Origin of the sequence: Streptomyces sp. NPDC047974, assembly GCF_040653375.1 — a bacterium.
GTDB lineage: Bacteria > Actinomycetota > Actinomycetes > Streptomycetales > Streptomycetaceae > Streptomyces.
In genome coordinates this window covers 142,442-159,576 of the sequence record NZ_JBEZNU010000010.1, presented here as the reverse complement: position 1 = coordinate 159,576, position 17,135 = coordinate 142,442, and the positions used below count along the sequence as shown (strand labels likewise).

The following is a 17,135-nucleotide window of genomic DNA, read 5'->3' as shown; positions in this document are numbered from 1 at the left end:
TTCAGTATTTCGCAGGAGTAGACCAACGGCGGAACCCGGGCCCTCTTCCACCGCCCCTGTCTACGTGCGTAGAGTCGCCGACGAGCACGTGACTGACATGTCCACACCACATCCCTCGACCCCTCGGGAGTCACGCCATGCGTGTGCGCAGATCCGTCCCCCTCTCCCTGCTCGCCGGCCTCGCGGCCACCGCCCTCGTCCTGCCCCTTGCCGGCCCGGCGGGCGCCGCCGACCCCGGCGCCCGCGCCGCCACCCCCGCGCGCGGCACCGCCCACATGGGCATGGGCGTCCTGGAGCACGACGGCCGCGGCGCGGCCCCCTCCGGCGGCGTCTCCGCCCTCGCCACCTGGACCGAGGGCGTCGACGTCGCCAGCCACCAGGGCAACGTCGCCTGGTCGACCCTCTGGAACAGCGGCGTCAAGTGGGCCTACGTCAAGGCGACGGAGGGCACCTACTACAAGAACACCTACTTCACGCAGCAGTACAACGGCTCGTACAACGTCGGCATGATCCGCGGCACGTACCACTTCGCCACCCCGGACACGACCACCGGCACCGCCCAGGCCGACTACTTCGTCAACAACGGCGGCGGCTGGTCCAAGGACGGCAAGACCCTGCCCGGCGTGCTCGACATCGAGTGGAACCCGTACGGCGCCACCTGCTACGGCAAGACCCAGTCCGGGATGGTCACCTGGATCCGCGACTTCCTCAACCGGTACAAGGCCCGCACCGGCCGCGACGCCGTCATCTACACGGCGACCAGCTGGTGGAAGCAGTGCACCGGCAACTACTCCGGCTTCGCCTCGACCAACCCGCTGTGGATCGCGCGGTACGCCTCCGAGGTCGGCGAACTCCCGGCCGGCTGGCCGTACTACACGATGTGGCAGTACACCTCGTCCGGCCCGACGGTCGGCGACCACAACCACTTCAACGGCGACCTCTCCCGCGTCCAGGCGCTCGCCAACGGCTGACCTACGCGCGGAGAACGGCGGTCCCGGGGGCGCGGCGGCACCCCTCGGGACCGCCGTTCCCCATAGTGGGGCGCTTTTTCGGCACACCCTCTTGCCGATTGGTATGGACCAATGCGAGTCTCTACCCGGTCGCACGGGATTCAACTTCCGTGCGCCCCGCGCGCGTTGCTCGTTCCGTACCCCCACGCACGAGAGAGAGCCCCCGCATGCCGTCCTCCCGCCGTACCGCCGCCGGCGTCGCCGCCCTGTCCGCCGCCGCCGCCCTCGTCGCCCTCACCCCCACCACCGCGGCCGCCCACGGAGCCGTCTTCAACCCCGTGAGCCGGATCGCCGCCTGTTTCGCCGAGGGCCCCGAGAGCCCCGACTCTCAGGTCTGCAAGGACCTCGTCTCCGACTCCGGCACCCAGCCGCTGTACGACTGGAACGAGGTCAACATCGCCAACGCCGACGGCAACCACAAGGCCGTCATCCCGGACGGCAAGCTCTGCTCGGCGAACCGCGAGAAGTACCGCGCCCTGGACTGGGCGCGCACCGACTGGGCCGCCACGCCCGTGAAGTCCGGCCCCTACGACTTCAGGATCCGCGCCACGGCCGCCCACTCCGGCACGATGACGATGTACATCACCAAGGCCGGCTTCGACCCGACGCAGCCGCTGAAGTGGTCCGACCTCGACGCCACCCCGGCGGCCGTGTACAACACCACCCGCACCGCCACCGACGGCTACTACGCCTTCACCGGCAACCTCCCCGAGCGCACCGGCCGCCACGTCGTCTACATGGTGTGGCAGCGCAACGACAGCCCCGAGGCGTTCTACAGCTGCTCGGACGTCACCTTCGGCACCGCCGCCGCGGCCACCGCCGCCAAGGCCGAGGCGCCCACCGAGGCCGAACTGACCGCCGGCGCGGAGCTGTCCACGGTCAGCCACGCGGGCCACGGCGGCGACGAGCTGCCGCCGGCGCTCTCCGCCGAGGCCTCCGCCGCCCCCGCCTCCCCGCTGCCGATGGCCCTCGCCGGCGCGGGCGCGCTCGCCGTCTTCGGCGCGGGCAGCCTCCTCCTGGGCCGCCGCCGCGGCTCCTCCGCCCCCTCCGGCTCCTAGGAACCGGAGGTCCCGGCGGGAGGCGAGGACGGGGCGGGGGTCCGCTCCGCCCCTCCGGCGGCCCCCGAGGGAAGCCCGCCCTCCCCTCCCGCCCCGTCGCCCCCCGGAGTCCGCTCCGGGGGGCGATTTCGCGCCATCTGCGCCGGGACGGGTGGAAGACGGGACGTTCGTGGACAGCCTTGGTGAAAGCTCTGTTCGAACGGCCGTCAGCGCACCACCGTCCGCCCGTGAAGGAGAGCGCTCCATGCGGAACCAGCAGCGGTGGGTCTACCACCGCGGGGAAGGGCTGCGCACGTTCGGGGTGGAGGAGGAGCTCCTCCTGGTCGATCCCGACACCGGACTCCCCCAGCCCCTCTCCGGCACCGTCACCGAGATCGCCGCCTGGCACGCCGACGCCGGGCCGCGTCACGCCGAAGCGCCGGAACCGGCGAAGCCCGAGTTGTACGCCGAACAGCTGGAGATCGGCACCCTCCCCTGCACCACCACGCCCCAGCTCGCCGACCAGCTGCGCCGGGCCAGGCTCGCGGCGGCCGCCGCCGCCGAGGAGGCCGGGGTGGCGGTCGCGGCCCTCGCGACCGCGCCCATGGACTTCGGTCCGCTGCTCACCCCCGACGACCGGTACCGCCGGATCCACGACCGGTACGCCCACCTCGTCGACGAGGAGTTCGCCTGCGCCTGCCACGTCCACGTCCACCTCGCCTCGGCCGAGGAGGGCGTGGGCGTCCTGGACCGGATCCGCCCCTGGCTCGCCCCGCTCCTCGCGCTCAGCGCCAACTCCCCCTACTTCCAGGGCGTCGACACCGGCTACGCCAGCTGGCGCCACCAGCTGTGGCAGCGCTGGCCGATGTCCGGTCCCAGCGAGCTGTACGGGGACGTGGAGACGTACGAGCGGACCACGCGCGAGATGCTCGCCAGCGACGTGCTGATCGACGACCACATGGTCTACTTCGACGCCCGGCTCTCCCGCCGCTACCCGACCGTGGAGATCCGCGTCGGCGACGTCTGCCTGGACCTGGAGGACACCGTCCTCCTCGCGGTGCTGAGCCGCGCCCTGGTGGAGACCGCGGCCCGGGAGTGGCGGCGGGGCCTGCTCCCCGACCCGGTCTCGACGGTCGTGCTGCGGCTCGCCGCCTGGCGGGCCAGCCGGTACGGCCTCGGCGGCGAGCTGCTCGACCCGGTCAGCTGGCGGCCGCGCCCGGCCGGCGAGGTCCTGCACACCCTGCTCGACCACGTGCGCCCCGCCCTGGAGGACGCGGGCGACCGGGAGCGCGCCGAGGCGGGGGTGGCGCGCCTCCTCGCCCGGGGCACCGGCGCGGACCTCCAGCGGGCCGCCCACGCCGGGGACCCGACACTCGCCTCGGTGATCGTCGAGGCCGTGCGCCGCACGAACCCGGCGTGAAGGGTCGTACGGCCCCGGCGCGGAACCGGTCCCGTACGGCCCCGGCGTGAACGCCCCGAGGCCCCCGGTACGCGCGCGTACCGGGGGCCTCGTCGGTGCCGGATGCCTCGTCGGTGCCGGATGCCTCACCGGCGCCTGAGGGTCAGGCGGCCACCGTGACCGGGATCTCCGCCGGGGCCAGGGCGATCTCCAGGACCTGGCGGACGTCGGTCACCGGGTGGACCTCCAGCTTCTCCAGGACCTCGGCCGGGACGTCGTCCAGGTCGGCCTCGTTCCGCTTGGGGATGACCACGGTGGTGATGCCGGCCCGGTGCGCGGCGAGCAGCTTCTGCTTCAGACCGCCGATGGGCAGCACCCGGCCGGTGAGGGAGACCTCGCCGGTCATGGCCACGTCGGTGCGGACGAGCCGGCCGCTGAGCAGCGAGGCCAGCGCGGTCGTCATCGTGATGCCCGCGCTCGGCCCGTCCTTCGGGACCGCGCCCGCCGGGAAGTGGATGTGCACGCCCCGGTCCTTGAGGCCGGTGACGGGCAGCTCCAGCTCCGCGCCGTGCGAGCGGAGGAAGGAGAGCGCGATCTGCGCGGACTCCTTCATCACGTCGCCCAGCTGGCCGGTGAGGGTCAGCCCGGCGCCGCCGGTCTCCGGGTCGGCGAGGGACGCCTCCACGAAGAGGACGTCGCCGCCGGCGCCGGTCACCGCGAGTCCGGTGGCCACGCCGGGGACGGCCGTCCGCCGCTCGGCCGGGTCCTGGGCGGACTCGGGCACGTGGTGCGGGCGCCCGATGAGGTCCCGCAGGTCCTCGGGCGTGACCGTGAACGGCAGCTCGCGGTCGCCGAGTTCGTGCTGCGCCGTCACCTTGCGGAGCAGCCGCGCGACGGCCCGCTCCAGGGTGCGGACACCGGCCTCGCGGGTGTACTCGCCGGCCAGCTTGCGCAGCGCCGCCTCGTCGATGGTCACCTCGCCGGTCTCCAGACCGGCCCGCTCCAGCTGCCGGGGCAGCAGGTGGTCGCGGGCGATGACGACCTTCTCGTCCTCGGTGTAGCCGTCGAGGCGGACCAGCTCCATGCGGTCGAGCAGGGCCTCGGGGATGGCTTCGAGCACATTGGCGGTGGCGAGGAAGACCACGTCGCTGAGGTCGAGTTCGACCTCCAGGTAGTGGTCGCGGAAGGTGTGGTTCTGCGCCGGGTCGAGGACTTCGAGGAGGGCCGCGGCGGGGTCGCCGCGGAAGTCGGAGCCGACCTTGTCGATCTCGTCGAGGAGGACGACGGGGTTCATGGACCCGGCCTCCTTGACCGCCCGGACGATCCGGCCGGGCAGGGCGCCGACGTAGGTGCGCCGGTGGCCGCGGATCTCGGCCTCGTCGCGCACGCCGCCGAGGGCGACGCGCACGAACTTCCGCCCCATGGCGTGGGCGACGGACTCGCCGAGGCTGGTCTTGCCGACGCCGGGCGGCCCGACGAGGGCGAGCACGGCGCCGCCGCGGCGGCCTCCGACGACGCCGAGCCCGCGCTCGGCACGCCGCTTGCGCACGGCCAGGTACTCGGTGATCCGCTCCTTCACGTCCTCCAGGCCGGCGTGCTCGGCGTCCAGGACGGCCTTGGCGCCCTGGATGTCGTACCGGTCCTCGGTCCGTTCGTTCCACGGCAGTTCGAGGACGGTGTCGAGCCAGGTCCGGATCCAGGATCCCTCGGGCGACTGGTCGCTGGACCGCTCCAGCTTGTCGACCTCCTTGAGGGCGGCCTCGCGGACGGACTCGGGCAGGTCGGCGGCCTCCACACGGGCGCGGTAGTCGTCGGACTCCTCGCCGTCCTTCTCGCCGTTGAGCTCGCGCAGCTCCTTGCGGACCGCTTCGAGCTGGCGGCGGAGCAGGAACTCGCGCTGCTGCTTGTCGACGCCCTCCTGGACGTCCTTGGCGATGGTCTCGGCGACGTCCTGCTCGGCGAGGTGCTCGCGGAGCTGGGCGGTGGCGAGCTTGAGGCGGGCGACGGGGTCGGTGGTCTCCAGGAGCGCCACCTTCTGCTCGACGGTGAGGAAGGGCGAGTACCCGGAGTTGTCGGCGAGGGCGCCGACGCCGTCGATCTGCTGGACCCGGTCCACGACCTGCCAGGCGCCGCGCTTCTTGAGCCAGCTGGTGGCGAGCGCCTTGTACTCCGTGACCAGCTCGGCCACGGCACCGGGCAGCGGGTCGGGCGCGGTCTCCTCGACGACGGTCCCCTCGACCCACAGCGCCCCGCCGGGTCCGGTCGTCCCGGCCCCGATCCGCACCCGTCCGATGCCGCGGATGAGCGCCCCGGGGTCGCCGTCGGACAGCCGCCCGACCTGCTCGACGATCCCGAGCACACCGGTGCCGGCGTACGTCCCGTCCACCCGCGGCACCAGCAGCACCCGCGGCTTCCCGCCGCCGCGGACGGCGGCCTGCGCGGCCTCGACCGCGGCCCGCACGTCGTTGTCGGAAAGGTCGAGCGGAACCACCATCCCGGGCAGCACGACCTCGTCGTCGAGCGGCAGCACAGGCAGCGTCAGCGGCACGGACGGCTTGGACTCAGAAGCCATGATCTCCCCTTCGGCAGTCAAGTTGAGTTATGCCGACTCAATGCATGTGAGCCCGTGAATGTTCCCCGGGGCGTGTTCGCTGTGAGCGATCAAGGGATCGCCCCGCTCCCCGAGCGGCGAGCACGGCCCCATGGACGTGGACGGGTTCCCGGCCCGGCCGCTGGTGGCGCGGGTGGCGACGGCCGGGTCCGAAGGGCCGACCGTGCGGCGTGACGTGCCGGGGGCGGGCACGTCCCGGCCAGTACCGCTTTAGCTGGACCGGGGGCGGGCGGCGCGGAAGCCCGTCCGCCACCCGGGGCCCGAGGAGGCGCGGCCCGCGCGGTTCGCCGGCGCGCCGGCGGACCCGGAGGCGGGGAGGATCCGCTTCGAGCCCGACCGGCCGCCGCGGCCGCGGGGCCTCTCGTGGTGACGGCGCGTGGCGCGTTCCGGCTGCACGGGGGCCCGGAGGCGGGCATGCTCGGGCGCATGGAGCATGTGGTGAGGCGTCGACGGGTGTGGGGCGCGGTGCCGGCGGTGGCGGCGGCGCTGGTACTCGGCGTGGGCGGGTGCGCGGACGCGGACGCACCGTCGCCGCCGCCGTACGGCGGGAAGAGCCCCACGAGCACGGGCGCCCCGAGCGCGGACACCCCGAGCACGGACACCCCGACCGAGGCGACGGAGCCGCGCTCCGGGGCCGTGCTGGTGGAGGTCGCGGTGAGCGGCGGCTTCGCCGGCGTGGACAACCGCCTCGTGGTGCGGGAGGACGGGTCCTGGACCCTGCGGTCCCGCGACAAGGAGCCGCGGACCGGGCGGATGGACGCCGCCGGGCTCGCCGAGCTGCGGGCCGCACTCGAAGACCCCGCCTACGCGCGCGTGCCCGAGCGGCCGAGCGGGCGACCGGTCGCCGACGGCTTCCAGTACACCGTGACCCACCACGACCGGACGGTCGTCGCGGGCGACGACGAGCGCCCCGCCGCCCTCCAGCGCGTCTTCGACGCCCTCCCCGAGGGCGGCCCGCCGACCGCCCCCTGAACCACGCGGCACCCGCCGCGCGACGGAGGGCGCGGGACGGGCGGAGAGGACATGACGGAGAAGGGCGGGACGGTCACACCCCGGGCCACCGCGCCGTCGCGCGGTTCGTCGCGCACGGACGCCGGAGGCGGTCCCGCGCCCGGGCTGACATGCCGAAGGAGTCGGGGGCAGGGCCCACGGGGCCACGCGACCGTCGCCCCGATCACCTGGGACCGCGCCTACGGCACCCCCGTCGACGCGAGACGCGCGCTGAAGGCGGTCCAGCGGTGCGCGGAGCGGGAGGCCCCGCGCCCGTAGCGCCCGCACTCGCGGCGCCCGCGCCGGCACCGCCGCTCACACGCCGCCCCGTACACGCCCCGCCCGCACCGCCCCGCCGACACCGCCCCGCCCCCACCGTCTGGCCGACGCCCCGCCGCACCGCCCCTCGCGCGCCGCGCACGCGGCCTCCGTCCGTCGGCCCCGCACGCGGCCTCCGCCCGGCGCCGCTCCGTCACCGTGCGACTGCCCTCCGTGTTTGTCCCGGCCGTCCGCGCTCCGCGAGGATGACCGGGACGACCCGCACCGACACGACGAGACACGGAGTGAGCGCCCATGAACAGCCCCGTCACGCTCGACCGCCGCGAGGGCCCGTACGGCGAAGTCGTCCTGCGGCGCCGCGACACCGGGAACCGCACCGACTTCGAGATCATCGCCAACGGCACCTTCCTGATGGACACCTCCGACGGACGCTCCGAGCGGCTGCTCGTCGACGCGGCCGGGGAGGCGCTGCCCGAGCACGCGCGCGTGGGGGCGTCCCTGCTGATCGGCGGGCTCGGCGTCGGCTTCTCGCTGGCGCACGCCGCCACCGACCCGCGCTGGGGGCGGATCGCGGTGATCGAGCGGGAGGAGGCGATCATCGACTGGCACCGGGGCGGCCCGCTCGCCTCGCTGTCCGGCCGCGCCCTCGCCGACGAGCGGACCGTGATCCTGCACACGGACCTCGTGACCTACCTGGACACTTCCTCCGACACGTACGACGCACTCTGTCTGGACATCGACAACGGGCCGGACTGGACCGTCACCGAGGACAACGAATCCCTTTACGGCACAAGGGGTTTGGCCTCCTGCGCGGCCCGCCTGAACCCCGGCGGCGTGCTCGCCGTGTGGTCGGCGCGTCCGTCCGCCGATTTCGAAGAGTCATTGCGGAATGCCGGATTCAGCGGGGTACGGACCGAAGAGGTCGCCGTTGCCCGGGGCGTCCCCGACGTGGTCCACCTCGGCATCAGGCCTGCGTAGCCGGGACGCCGCGGGTACCTCTAGGCTGCTGCACCGACATCGGCGACGCGAGGCGGGGCAATGGAGCAGACACACACCGGTCACCAGGGTGCGGCGACTCCGGGGGCCCAGCGGCGCGTCCTGGTCGTCGAGGACGACGCGACGATCGTGGAGGCGGTCTCGGCCCGGCTGCGCGCGGAGGGCTTCCTGGTGCAGACGGCCACCGACGGCCCCGCGGCCGTGGAGGCCGCCGAGGCCTGGCAGCCCGACCTGATGGTCCTCGACGTGATGCTGCCCGGCTTCGACGGCCTGGAGGTCTGCCGGCGCGTGCAGGCCCAGCGTCCGGTGCCGGTGCTGATGCTCACCGCCCGGGACGACGAGACCGACATGCTGGTCGGGCTCGGCGTCGGCGCCGACGACTACATGACGAAGCCTTTCTCCATGCGCGAGCTGGCCGCCCGGGTCCACGTGCTGCTGCGCCGGGTGGAGCGGGCCGCGCTCGCCGCCGTGACCCCGCGCAGCGGGATCCTGCGCCTGGGCGAGCTGGAGATCGACCACGCGCAGCGCCGGGTCCGGGTGCGGACCGAGGACGTGCACCTGACGCCGACCGAGTTCGATCTGCTGGTCTGCCTGGCCGGCACCCCGCGCGCGGTGCTCTCCCGGGAGCAGCTGCTCGCCGAGGTGTGGGACTGGGCGGACGCCTCCGGCACCCGGACCGTGGACAGCCACATCAAGGCGCTGCGCCGGAAGATCGGCGCCGAGCGGATCCGTACGGTGCACGGCGTCGGGTACGCGCTGGAGACCCCGGCGTCGTGAACCGGCCGGCGCGGCGCCCGGGGGGGTCCAGGCGCCGGATCGCGATCTCGATCAAGACGAAACTGGGGGCGCTGGTCGTCGGCGCGGTGCTGCTGACCTCGGGACTGGCTCTGGTGGCGATCCGCACGTCCACGGAGTTCCGGTACATCACGATCTTCGCGATGATCGCGACGCTGCTCATCACCCAGTTCGTGGCGCAGTCGCTGACCGCGCCGCTGGACGAGATGAACACGGTGGCGGGGTCGATCTCGCGGGGCGACTTCTCACGGCGGGTGCGCGGCGCGGACCGACGTGACGAACTGGGCGACCTGGCCTCGACGATCAATCGCATGGCGGACGACCTGGAGGCGGTGGACCGGCACCGCAAGGAACTGGTCGCCAACGTCTCGCACGAGCTGCGCACGCCGATCGCGGCGCTGCGGGCCGTCCTGGAGAACGTCGTCGACGGGGTCTCGGAGGCCGATCCGGAGACGATGCGCTCGGCGCTGAAGCAGACGGAGCGGCTGGGCCGGCTGGTGGAGACGCTGCTCGACCTGTCACGGCTCGACAACGGTGTCGTACAGCTGCGGGCGCGCCGTTTCGAGGTGTGGCCCTATCTGTCCGGGGTGCTGCGGGAGGCGAATCTGGCCGCCGCGCAGCGCGGGCTGCCGTCGACGTCGGGCCTGCACCGGCGTACGGACGTGCACCTGCACCTGGACGTGTCGCCGTCCGACCTGACGGCGTACGCGGACGTGGAGCGGTTGCACCAGGTGATGGCGAACCTGATCGACAACGCGGTGAAGCACTCGCCGCCGCACGGGCGCGTGACGGTGCGGGCCCGGCGAGGGCCGTACCCGGAGTCGCTGGAGCTGGTGGTCGAGGACGAGGGTCCCGGCATCCCGGAGTCGGAGCGGTACAAGGTCTTCGAGCGGTTCAACCGGGGTACGGCTCCGGACCGGCAGGGGCCGGGGAGCGACGGCGGCACGGGGCTCGGCCTGGCGATCGCGCGCTGGGCGGTGGATCTTCACGGTGGCGGGATCGGCGTGGCCGAATCTTCACGTGGATGCCGGATCCGGGTCACTCTTCCAGGCAGCCTTCCCCTCCTCGATTGACGTAGGGTTCGAACCGGAAGCGAACGTTCTGCGTGTTCATGTGCAGACGTGGTCAGGGAGCGGCCGAAGGAGGCCGCGGCCCGGGCTTTTCCGTACCCTCACAGAAGCGGAACCACGCTTGTTTCCCGCCATTCACGGCATCGAAACACGCCGTCAAGTGTGACTTGCACGACGTTGGAGTGCCTGGCCTGCACGTCCCGGCCGGACAGGCGTAGCCTTTATTTCCGCTGTCCATCACCTTGCGAAGCGGAAGAGGGCGGTTGCCGCCGTGTCGTCTCAGTCCCCCAGTACCCCGAGCTCCCCGGCCGACCAAGACGGGCGTGGCGTGAGCCCCGCAGCCGCCTTCGGCGCCAATGAGTGGCTCGTCGACGAGATCTACCAGCAGTACCTCCAGGACCCGAATTCGGTCGATCGTGCCTGGTGGGACTTCTTCGCCGACTACAAGCCGGGTGCGGCGGAGACCCCGTCCGCCCCGGCCGCCACCACCACGGCCGCGCCCTCGGCGCCGCAGGCGGGCCCCGCACAGGCCGCGCCTGCCGCTCCGGCCGCCGCCGTGCCCGCACCGGCCGCACCGGCCGCTCCGGCCCCGGCCGCCGCCCCGGCTCCCGCGGCCGCCCCGGCTCCGGCGAAGCCCGCCGCGGCCGCTCCGGCCGCCGTGAAGCCGGCCCCGGCCGCCACCCCGGCGCCCGCCAAGGCCGCTCCGGCCGCCGAGGCGCCCGCCGGCCCCGAGCTGATCACGCTCCGCGGCCCGGCCGCCGCCGTCGCGAAGAACATGAACGCCTCGCTGGAGATGCCGACGGCCACGTCCGTCCGCGCCGTCCCGGTGAAGCTGCTCTTCGACAACCGGATCGTCATCAACAACCACCTGAAGCGCGCCCGGGGCGGGAAGATCTCCTTCACCCACCTCATCGGCTACGCCATGGTGCAGGCCATCAAGGCCATGCCGTCGATGAACTACTCCTTCGCGGAGAAGGACGGCAAGCCGACCCTGGTCAAGCCGGAGCACGTGAACTTCGGTCTCGCCATCGACCTGGTGAAGCCGAACGGCGACCGCCAGCTCGTCGTCGCGGGCATCAAGAAGGCCGAGACGCTCAACTTCTTCGAGTTCTGGCAGGCGTACGAGGACATCGTCAAGCGCGCCCGCGTGGGCAAGCTGACGATGGAGGACTTCACCGGCGTCACGGTCTCCCTGACCAACCCCGGCGGCCTCGGCACCGTCCACTCCGTCCCGCGTCTGATGCCCGGACAGTCGGTCATCATGGGCGTCGGCTCGATGGACTACCCGGCGGAGTTCCAGGGCACCTCCCAGGACACCCTGAACAAGCTCGGCATCTCCAAGGTCATGACCCTGACGTCGACCTACGACCACCGGGTCATCCAGGGCGCCGCCTCCGGCGAGTTCCTGCGCATCGTCGCCAACTCCCTCCTCGGCGAGCAGGGCTTCTACGACGACATCTTCAAGTCGCTGCGGATCCCCTACGAGCCGGTCCGCTGGCTCAAGGACATCGACGCCTCGCACGACGACGACGTCACCAAGGCCGCCCGCGTCTTCGAGCTGATCCACTCCTACCGGGTCCGCGGCCACGTCATGGCCGACACCGACCCGCTGGAGTACAAGCAGCGCAAGCACCCCGACCTGGACATCACCGAGCACGGCCTCACCCTGTGGGACCTGGAGCGGGAGTTCGCGGTCGGCGGCTTCGCCGGCAAGTCGATGATGAAGCTCCGCGACATCCTCGGCGTGCTGCGCGACTCGTACTGCCGCACCACCGGCATCGAGTTCATGCACATCCAGGACCCGAAGCAGCGCAAGTGGATCCAGGACCGCGTCGAGCGTCCCCACGCGCGCGTGGAGCGCGAGGAGCAGCTCCGCATCCTCCGCCGCCTGAACGCGGCCGAGGCCTTCGAGACCTTCCTGCAGACGAAGTACGTCGGCCAGAAGCGCTTCTCCCTGGAGGGCGGCGAGTCCGTCATCCCGCTGCTCGACGCGGTCATCGACTCCGCCGCCGAGTCCCGCCTGGACGAGGTCGTCATCGGCATGGCCCACCGCGGCCGCCTGAACGTCCTCGCGAACATCGTGGGCAAGTCGTACGCGCAGATCTTCCGCGAGTTCGAGGGCAACCTCGACCCGAAGTCGATGCACGGCTCCGGCGACGTCAAGTACCACCTGGGCGCCGAGGGCACCTTCACCGGTCTCGACGGCGAGGAGATCAGGGTCTCCCTGGTCGCCAACCCCTCCCACCTGGAGGCGGTCGACCCGGTCCTGGAGGGTGTCGTCCGCGCCAAGCAGGACGTCATCAACAAGGGCGGCACGGACTTCACCGTCCTGCCCGTCGCCCTGCACGGCGACGCGGCCTTCGCGGGCCAGGGCGTGGTGGCCGAGACCCTCAACATGTCGCAGCTGCGGGGCTACCGCACCGGCGGCACGGTCCACATCGTCATCAACAACCAGGTCGGCTTCACGGCGGCTCCCGAGTCGTCCCGCTCCTCCATGTACGCCACCGACGTGGCCCGCATGATCGAGGCGCCGATCTTCCACGTGAACGGCGACGACCCGGAGGCCGTGGTCCGCGTCGCGCGGCTCGCCTTCGAGTTCCGCCAGACGTTCAACAAGGACGTCGTGATCGACCTCATCTGCTACCGCCGCCGCGGTCACAACGAGGGCGACAACCCGTCGTTCACCAACCCGCAGATGTACAACCTGATCGACAAGAAGCGCTCGGTGCGCAAGCTGTACACCGAGTCGCTCATCGGTCGCGGCGACATCACCCTGGAAGAGGCGGAGCAGTCGCTCCAGGACTTCCAGGGCCAGCTGGAGAAGGTCTTCGCGGAGGTCCGCGAGGCCACCGCCGCCCCGGTGCCGACCCACGTGCCGGACGCGCAGGCCGAGTTCCCGGTCGCCGTCACCACCGCGGTCTCCCAGGAGGTCGTGAAGCGGATCGCCGAGTCGCAGGTCAACATCCCGGAGCGGATCACGGTCCACTCGCGCCTGCTGCCGCAGATGCAGCGTCGCGCGGCCTCGATCGACGACGGCACCATCGACTGGGGCTTCGGCGAGACCCTCGCCATCGGCTCCCTGCTGATGGAGGGCACCCCGGTCCGCCTGTCGGGCCAGGACTCCCGCCGCGGCACCTTCGGCCAGCGCCACGCGGTCCTGGTCGACCAGGAGACCGGCGAGGACTACACCCCGCTGCTCTACCTGGCCGAGGACCAGGCGCACTACAACGTCTACGACTCGCTGCTCAGCGAGTACGCGGCGATGGGCTTCGAGTACGGCTACTCGCTGGCCCGCCCCAGCTCCCTGGTGGTCTGGGAGGCGCAGTTCGGTGACTTCGTGAACGGCGCGCAGACCGTCGTCGACGAGTTCATCTCCTCGGCCGAGCAGAAGTGGGGCCAGACCTCCGGCGTCACCCTGCTCCTGCCGCACGGCTACGAGGGCCAGGGCCCGGACCACTCGTCCGCCCGCCCGGAGCGCTTCCTCCAGATGTGCGCCCAGGACAACATGACGGTCGCCATGCCGACGCTGCCGTCGAACTACTTCCACCTCCTGCGCTGGCAGGTGCACAACCCGCACCACAAGCCGCTCATCGTCTTCACCCCGAAGTCGATGCTGCGCCTGAAGGCCGCGGCGTCCAAGGTGGAGGAGTTCACCTCCGGCGGCTTCCGCCCGGTCATCGGCGACGACTCGGTCAACCCGGCCGACGTCCGCAAGGTCGTCTTCTGCGCCGGCAAGGTCTACTACGACCTGGAGGCCGAACGTCAGAAGCGCGGCGACACGGAGACCGCGATCATCCGTCTGGAGCGCCTGTACCCGCTGCCGGGTGCCGAGCTCCAGGCCGAGATCGCCAAGTACCCGAACGCGGCGAAGTACATCTGGGCGCAGGAGGAGCCGGCGAACCAGGGTGCGTGGCCGTTCATCGCGCTCAACCTGATCGACCACCTCGACCTGGCGGTCGGCGCGGACATCCCGGCGGGCGAGCGCCTGCGCCGGATCTCCCGCCCGCACTCCTCGTCCCCGGCGGTCGGCTCGGCCAAGCGTCACCAGGCGGAGCAGCAGCAGCTGGTCAACGAGGTCTTCGACGCCTGACGTCGGCGCCTCGCGCGGAGGCCCGGCACCCCTCGATCCCGGGGGGTGCCGGGCCTCCGGCGTGTCCGGGCGGGCCTATCCTGGATCGCATGTACTTCACCGACCGTGGCATCGAGGAACTGGAGAAGCGGCGCGGCGAGGAGGAGGTCACCTTCGAGTGGCTCGCCGAGCAGCTGCGGACCTTCGTCGATCTCAACCCCGACTTCGAGGTGCCGGTCGAGCGCCTCGCGACCTGGCTGGCCCGTCTGGACGACGAGGACGACGACGAGGAGTAGCACGACCCGAGGTGCCCCCTTCCGTACGGATACGGAAGGGGGCACCGTCGCGTCCGGGGCCGTCGCGTCCGGGGCCGTCAGTGCTCGCGCAGGCGGTCGTAGGCGAGGCCGAGGGCGCCGTGGGCGACGAGGAGGGCCCCTGCCGCGGTCCAGCCGCCGCTGCGCCGGCCGAGCCCCCAGAGGAGCAGCGGGACGCCCGCGGCGAGCTGGACGCCGCCGAGGAGGCGCGCCCTGGGGCCGCGTACGTACGGGCCGAGGGGGCCCTCCTCCACGACGTCGAGCTCGTCGAGGACGGCCTCGCGCCAGCCCGGCCAGGCGAGCTGCTCGGCGCCGGCGGCGAGGGCGGCCGCGCGGAGCCGGTCGGTGGTCTCGCCGGGGTCGACGCCGGCGGGCAGGGCGAGGCCGATGCGGGTGAGGACGGCGACGAGGCCGAGGAGGCGGGTACGGAAGTCGGCCTCGGGGTCGGGGAGGGTGAGCGGCTCCAGCGCCTGGACGTCGAGGACGGGGTCGAGGGCGAGGCGGTCGGCGAGGGTCCGCATGGCCTCGTCCTCGCCGACCGGGGTGCCGTCGGCCAGCCAGGTGTAGCCGACGGTGCGGCGGAAGCCGGCGGCGAGGGTGATCCCGGCGCGGTCCGCGTCCCACCAGAGGGCGAGGACGGGCCAGCCGGCGGCGGAGACGGCGAGGGCGGTGGCCCAGCCGGTGACGACCCGTTCGACCGGCTCTCCCTCGCCCTGCCAGGGCTTCCCCTCCGGTACGAGGGCGCTCCAGCCGGCTCCGGCGGGGGCGAGGAGCAGCGGCTCGCGCAGGAGCTGGGCGGGCGGCCGGACCGTCGGGGGATCGGCTCGGCACAGCAGCAGCGCCCCGGCGGGGCTCGGTCCGGAAGTCGCGTTCATGACCCCCAACCTAGGTCAGTTTGTCCGTGTACGGAGGTGTTTGCCGCAACCCTGTCAGGGATGTTTCAGGGTTGACTCGATCGCACCGCGATATATCGTGAATCTCGGAAGTCGCGATATGTCGAGTCGCGTGATCGTCGAGTCGCGATGCCGAGTCGCGACGCATCGAGGAAGCGGGAGGGCAGCACCATGACCGAGTGGTCCGTCACCGAGCCGGTGAAACTCGCGCCCGCCGACCCCGTGACACGGCTGCGCGTCCGTGTCGTGGGCGGCGTGGTGAACGTGGTGGGCACGGAGGAGAGCACGGCACGGCTGGAGATCTCGGAGATCGAGGGCCCGCCCCTGATCGTCACCCAGGAGGGCTCCACGCTGACCGTCACCTACGAGGACCTGCACTGGAAGGGCATCCTCAAGTGGCTCGACACCAGGGCCCGCCGGCGGCGCGCGGTGGTCTCGGTCGCCGTGCCGGCCGGCGCCGAGGTCGAGGTGGGCGCGGTGTCCGCGGACACGGTGGTCTCGGGCCTGCGGGGCCGCACCGAGGTCCGCGGGGTGACCGGGGGGACGACGCTGGTGGGGCTCTCCGGCCCGGTCCGCGCCGAGACGGTCTCGGGCGCCCTGGAGGCCCAGTCGGTCACCGGCGCGCTGCGGGTCACCTCGGTGACCGGTGACGTGACGGTGATCGAGGGCTCGGGCTCGGCGGTGCGGGCGGAGACCGTCAGCGGGGACCTGGTCCTCGACCTGGACCCGGCTCCGGCCGGAGCCCCGCCGGCCGACATCCGGCTCACCAGCGTCTCCGGCGAGGTCGCCGTCCGGCTGCCGCACCCCGCGGACGCCCGGGTCGAGGCGAGCACCACGAGCGGCGCGGTGTCGAACGCCTTCGAGGACCTGCGGGTGGGCGGCGAGTGGGGCGCCAAGTCCGTCACCGGGACGCTCGGCGCGGGCAGCGGCACGCTCAAGGCGACCACGGTCTCCGGCTCGATCGCCCTGCTCCGCCGCCCGGAGTCCGCCGAGACCCCCGACCCCGGACCCGCCTCGCCCGACACTCCCTCCACTCCCTCCACGTCCTCCACGTCCTCCACGTCCTCCGCCCCCGCGTCCGGAAAGGTGCTCTGACATGGCCCCCGTCTTCGCACACGGCCGACTCCGCCTCTACCTCCTCAAGCTGCTCGACGAGGCCCCCCGGCACGGCTACGAGGTCATCCGGCTCCTGGAGGAGCGCTTCCAGGGTCTGTACGCCCCCTCGGCCGGCACGGTCTACCCGCGACTGGCCAAGCTGGAGGCCGAGGGGCTCGTCACCCACACCAGCGAGGGCGGCCGGAAGGTCTACGCGCTGACCGACGCGGGCCGCGCCGAGCTGGCCGGCCGGGAGGGCGAGCTCGACGCCCTGGAGCGGGAGATCCGGGACTCCGTCGCGGCGCTGGCCTCCGAGATCAGGGAGGACGTGCGCGGCGCGGCCGGCCGGGTGCGCAGCGAGATGCGCGCGGCGGCGAGCCGGGCCCGGACGGCGGAGGAGAGCTCCTTCGCCGACGTCAAGGAGGAGCTGCGCAGGGCCAAGCGGGAGTGGAAGGAGCAGGCCCGGCAGACGAAGGAGTCCCAGCGGATCGCCCAGCAGGTCCAGGACGAGGTGCAGAACCGCTTCGCGAAGGGCGAGTGGCCGCAGGCCGTCCGTGAGGGCCTGTCCGGGATCACC

The 17,135-nt window shown here is 72.8% G+C and carries 13 protein-coding genes; 11 read left to right on the top strand and 2 right to left on the bottom strand.

Going from position 1 to position 17,135, the window contains the following annotated elements:
- Positions 1-137 precede the first annotated feature (137 nt).
- The 3 genes from AB0E19_RS16875 (at position 138) to AB0E19_RS16865 (ending at position 3,467) form a co-directional block, all read left to right on the top strand.
- Positions 138-971, top strand: a complete 834-nt coding sequence (locus tag AB0E19_RS16875; RefSeq protein WP_362179858.1) for a lysozyme — start codon at positions 138-140, stop codon at positions 969-971.
- A 206-nt stretch (positions 972-1,177) separates the two neighbouring features.
- Positions 1,178-2,068 (top strand): lytic polysaccharide monooxygenase, encoded by an 891-nt coding sequence (locus AB0E19_RS16870; RefSeq protein WP_362179855.1) that lies wholly within the window; start codon positions 1,178-1,180, stop codon positions 2,066-2,068.
- Between the two features lie 244 nt (positions 2,069-2,312).
- A complete protein-coding gene (locus tag AB0E19_RS16865; RefSeq protein WP_362179852.1) occupies positions 2,313-3,467 on the top strand; it encodes a glutamate--cysteine ligase in 1,155 nt (384 codons plus the stop codon).
- Positions 3,468-3,609: 142 nt separating this feature from the next.
- Here the strand turns inward: AB0E19_RS16865 and lon are convergent, their stop codons facing one another.
- Positions 3,610-6,018, bottom strand: a complete 2,409-nt coding sequence (lon, locus tag AB0E19_RS16860; protein ID WP_362179848.1) for an endopeptidase La — start codon at positions 6,016-6,018, stop codon at positions 3,610-3,612.
- Between the two features lie 465 nt (positions 6,019-6,483).
- On the opposite strand from lon, the gene AB0E19_RS16855 reads away from it, so the two are divergent.
- From AB0E19_RS16855 to AB0E19_RS16830, 6 genes are all read left to right on the top strand, one after another.
- Positions 6,484-7,029 (top strand): hypothetical protein, encoded by a 546-nt coding sequence (locus tag AB0E19_RS16855; protein ID WP_362179845.1) that lies wholly within the window; start codon positions 6,484-6,486, stop codon positions 7,027-7,029.
- Positions 7,030-7,620: 591 nt separating this feature from the next.
- Positions 7,621-8,304 (top strand): spermidine synthase, encoded by a 684-nt coding sequence (locus AB0E19_RS16850; protein ID WP_362179843.1) that lies wholly within the window; start codon positions 7,621-7,623, stop codon positions 8,302-8,304.
- A gap of 60 nt (positions 8,305-8,364) precedes the next feature.
- Positions 8,365-9,099 (top strand): response regulator transcription factor, encoded by a 735-nt coding sequence (locus AB0E19_RS16845; protein WP_360602193.1) that lies wholly within the window; start codon positions 8,365-8,367, stop codon positions 9,097-9,099.
- Entirely contained in the window at positions 9,096-10,190 is a 1,095-nt protein-coding gene (locus AB0E19_RS16840; protein ID WP_362179838.1) for an ATP-binding protein, read from the top strand. Before AB0E19_RS16845 ends, AB0E19_RS16840 begins: the two co-directional genes overlap by 4 nt.
- Before the next feature lie 268 nt (positions 10,191-10,458).
- A complete protein-coding gene (locus AB0E19_RS16835) occupies positions 10,459-14,277 on the top strand; it encodes a multifunctional oxoglutarate decarboxylase/oxoglutarate dehydrogenase thiamine pyrophosphate-binding subunit/dihydrolipoyllysine-residue succinyltransferase subunit (RefSeq protein WP_362179835.1) in 3,819 nt (1,272 codons plus the stop codon).
- Positions 14,278-14,366: 89 nt separating this feature from the next.
- On the top strand, positions 14,367-14,552 hold the full coding sequence (locus AB0E19_RS16830) for a DUF6104 family protein (RefSeq protein WP_037674049.1): 186 nt from the start codon (positions 14,367-14,369) through the stop codon (positions 14,550-14,552).
- A 77-nt stretch (positions 14,553-14,629) separates the two neighbouring features.
- Here AB0E19_RS16830 and AB0E19_RS16825 read toward each other — a convergent pair whose 3' ends face one another.
- Positions 14,630-15,445: a hypothetical protein gene (locus tag AB0E19_RS16825; RefSeq protein WP_362179832.1), complete on the bottom strand. Its 816-nt coding sequence runs from the start codon at positions 15,443-15,445 to the stop codon at positions 14,630-14,632.
- Between the two features lie 189 nt (positions 15,446-15,634).
- Here AB0E19_RS16825 and AB0E19_RS16820 point away from each other — a divergent pair, with 189 nt between their 5' ends.
- Positions 15,635-16,558: a DUF4097 family beta strand repeat-containing protein gene (locus tag AB0E19_RS16820; RefSeq protein WP_362179830.1), complete on the top strand. Its 924-nt coding sequence runs from the start codon at positions 15,635-15,637 to the stop codon at positions 16,556-16,558.
- Position 16,559: 1 nt separating this feature from the next.
- Positions 16,560-17,135 (top strand): PadR family transcriptional regulator (locus tag AB0E19_RS16815; protein WP_362179827.1); only part of this gene is annotated, 576 nt, incomplete at its 3' end.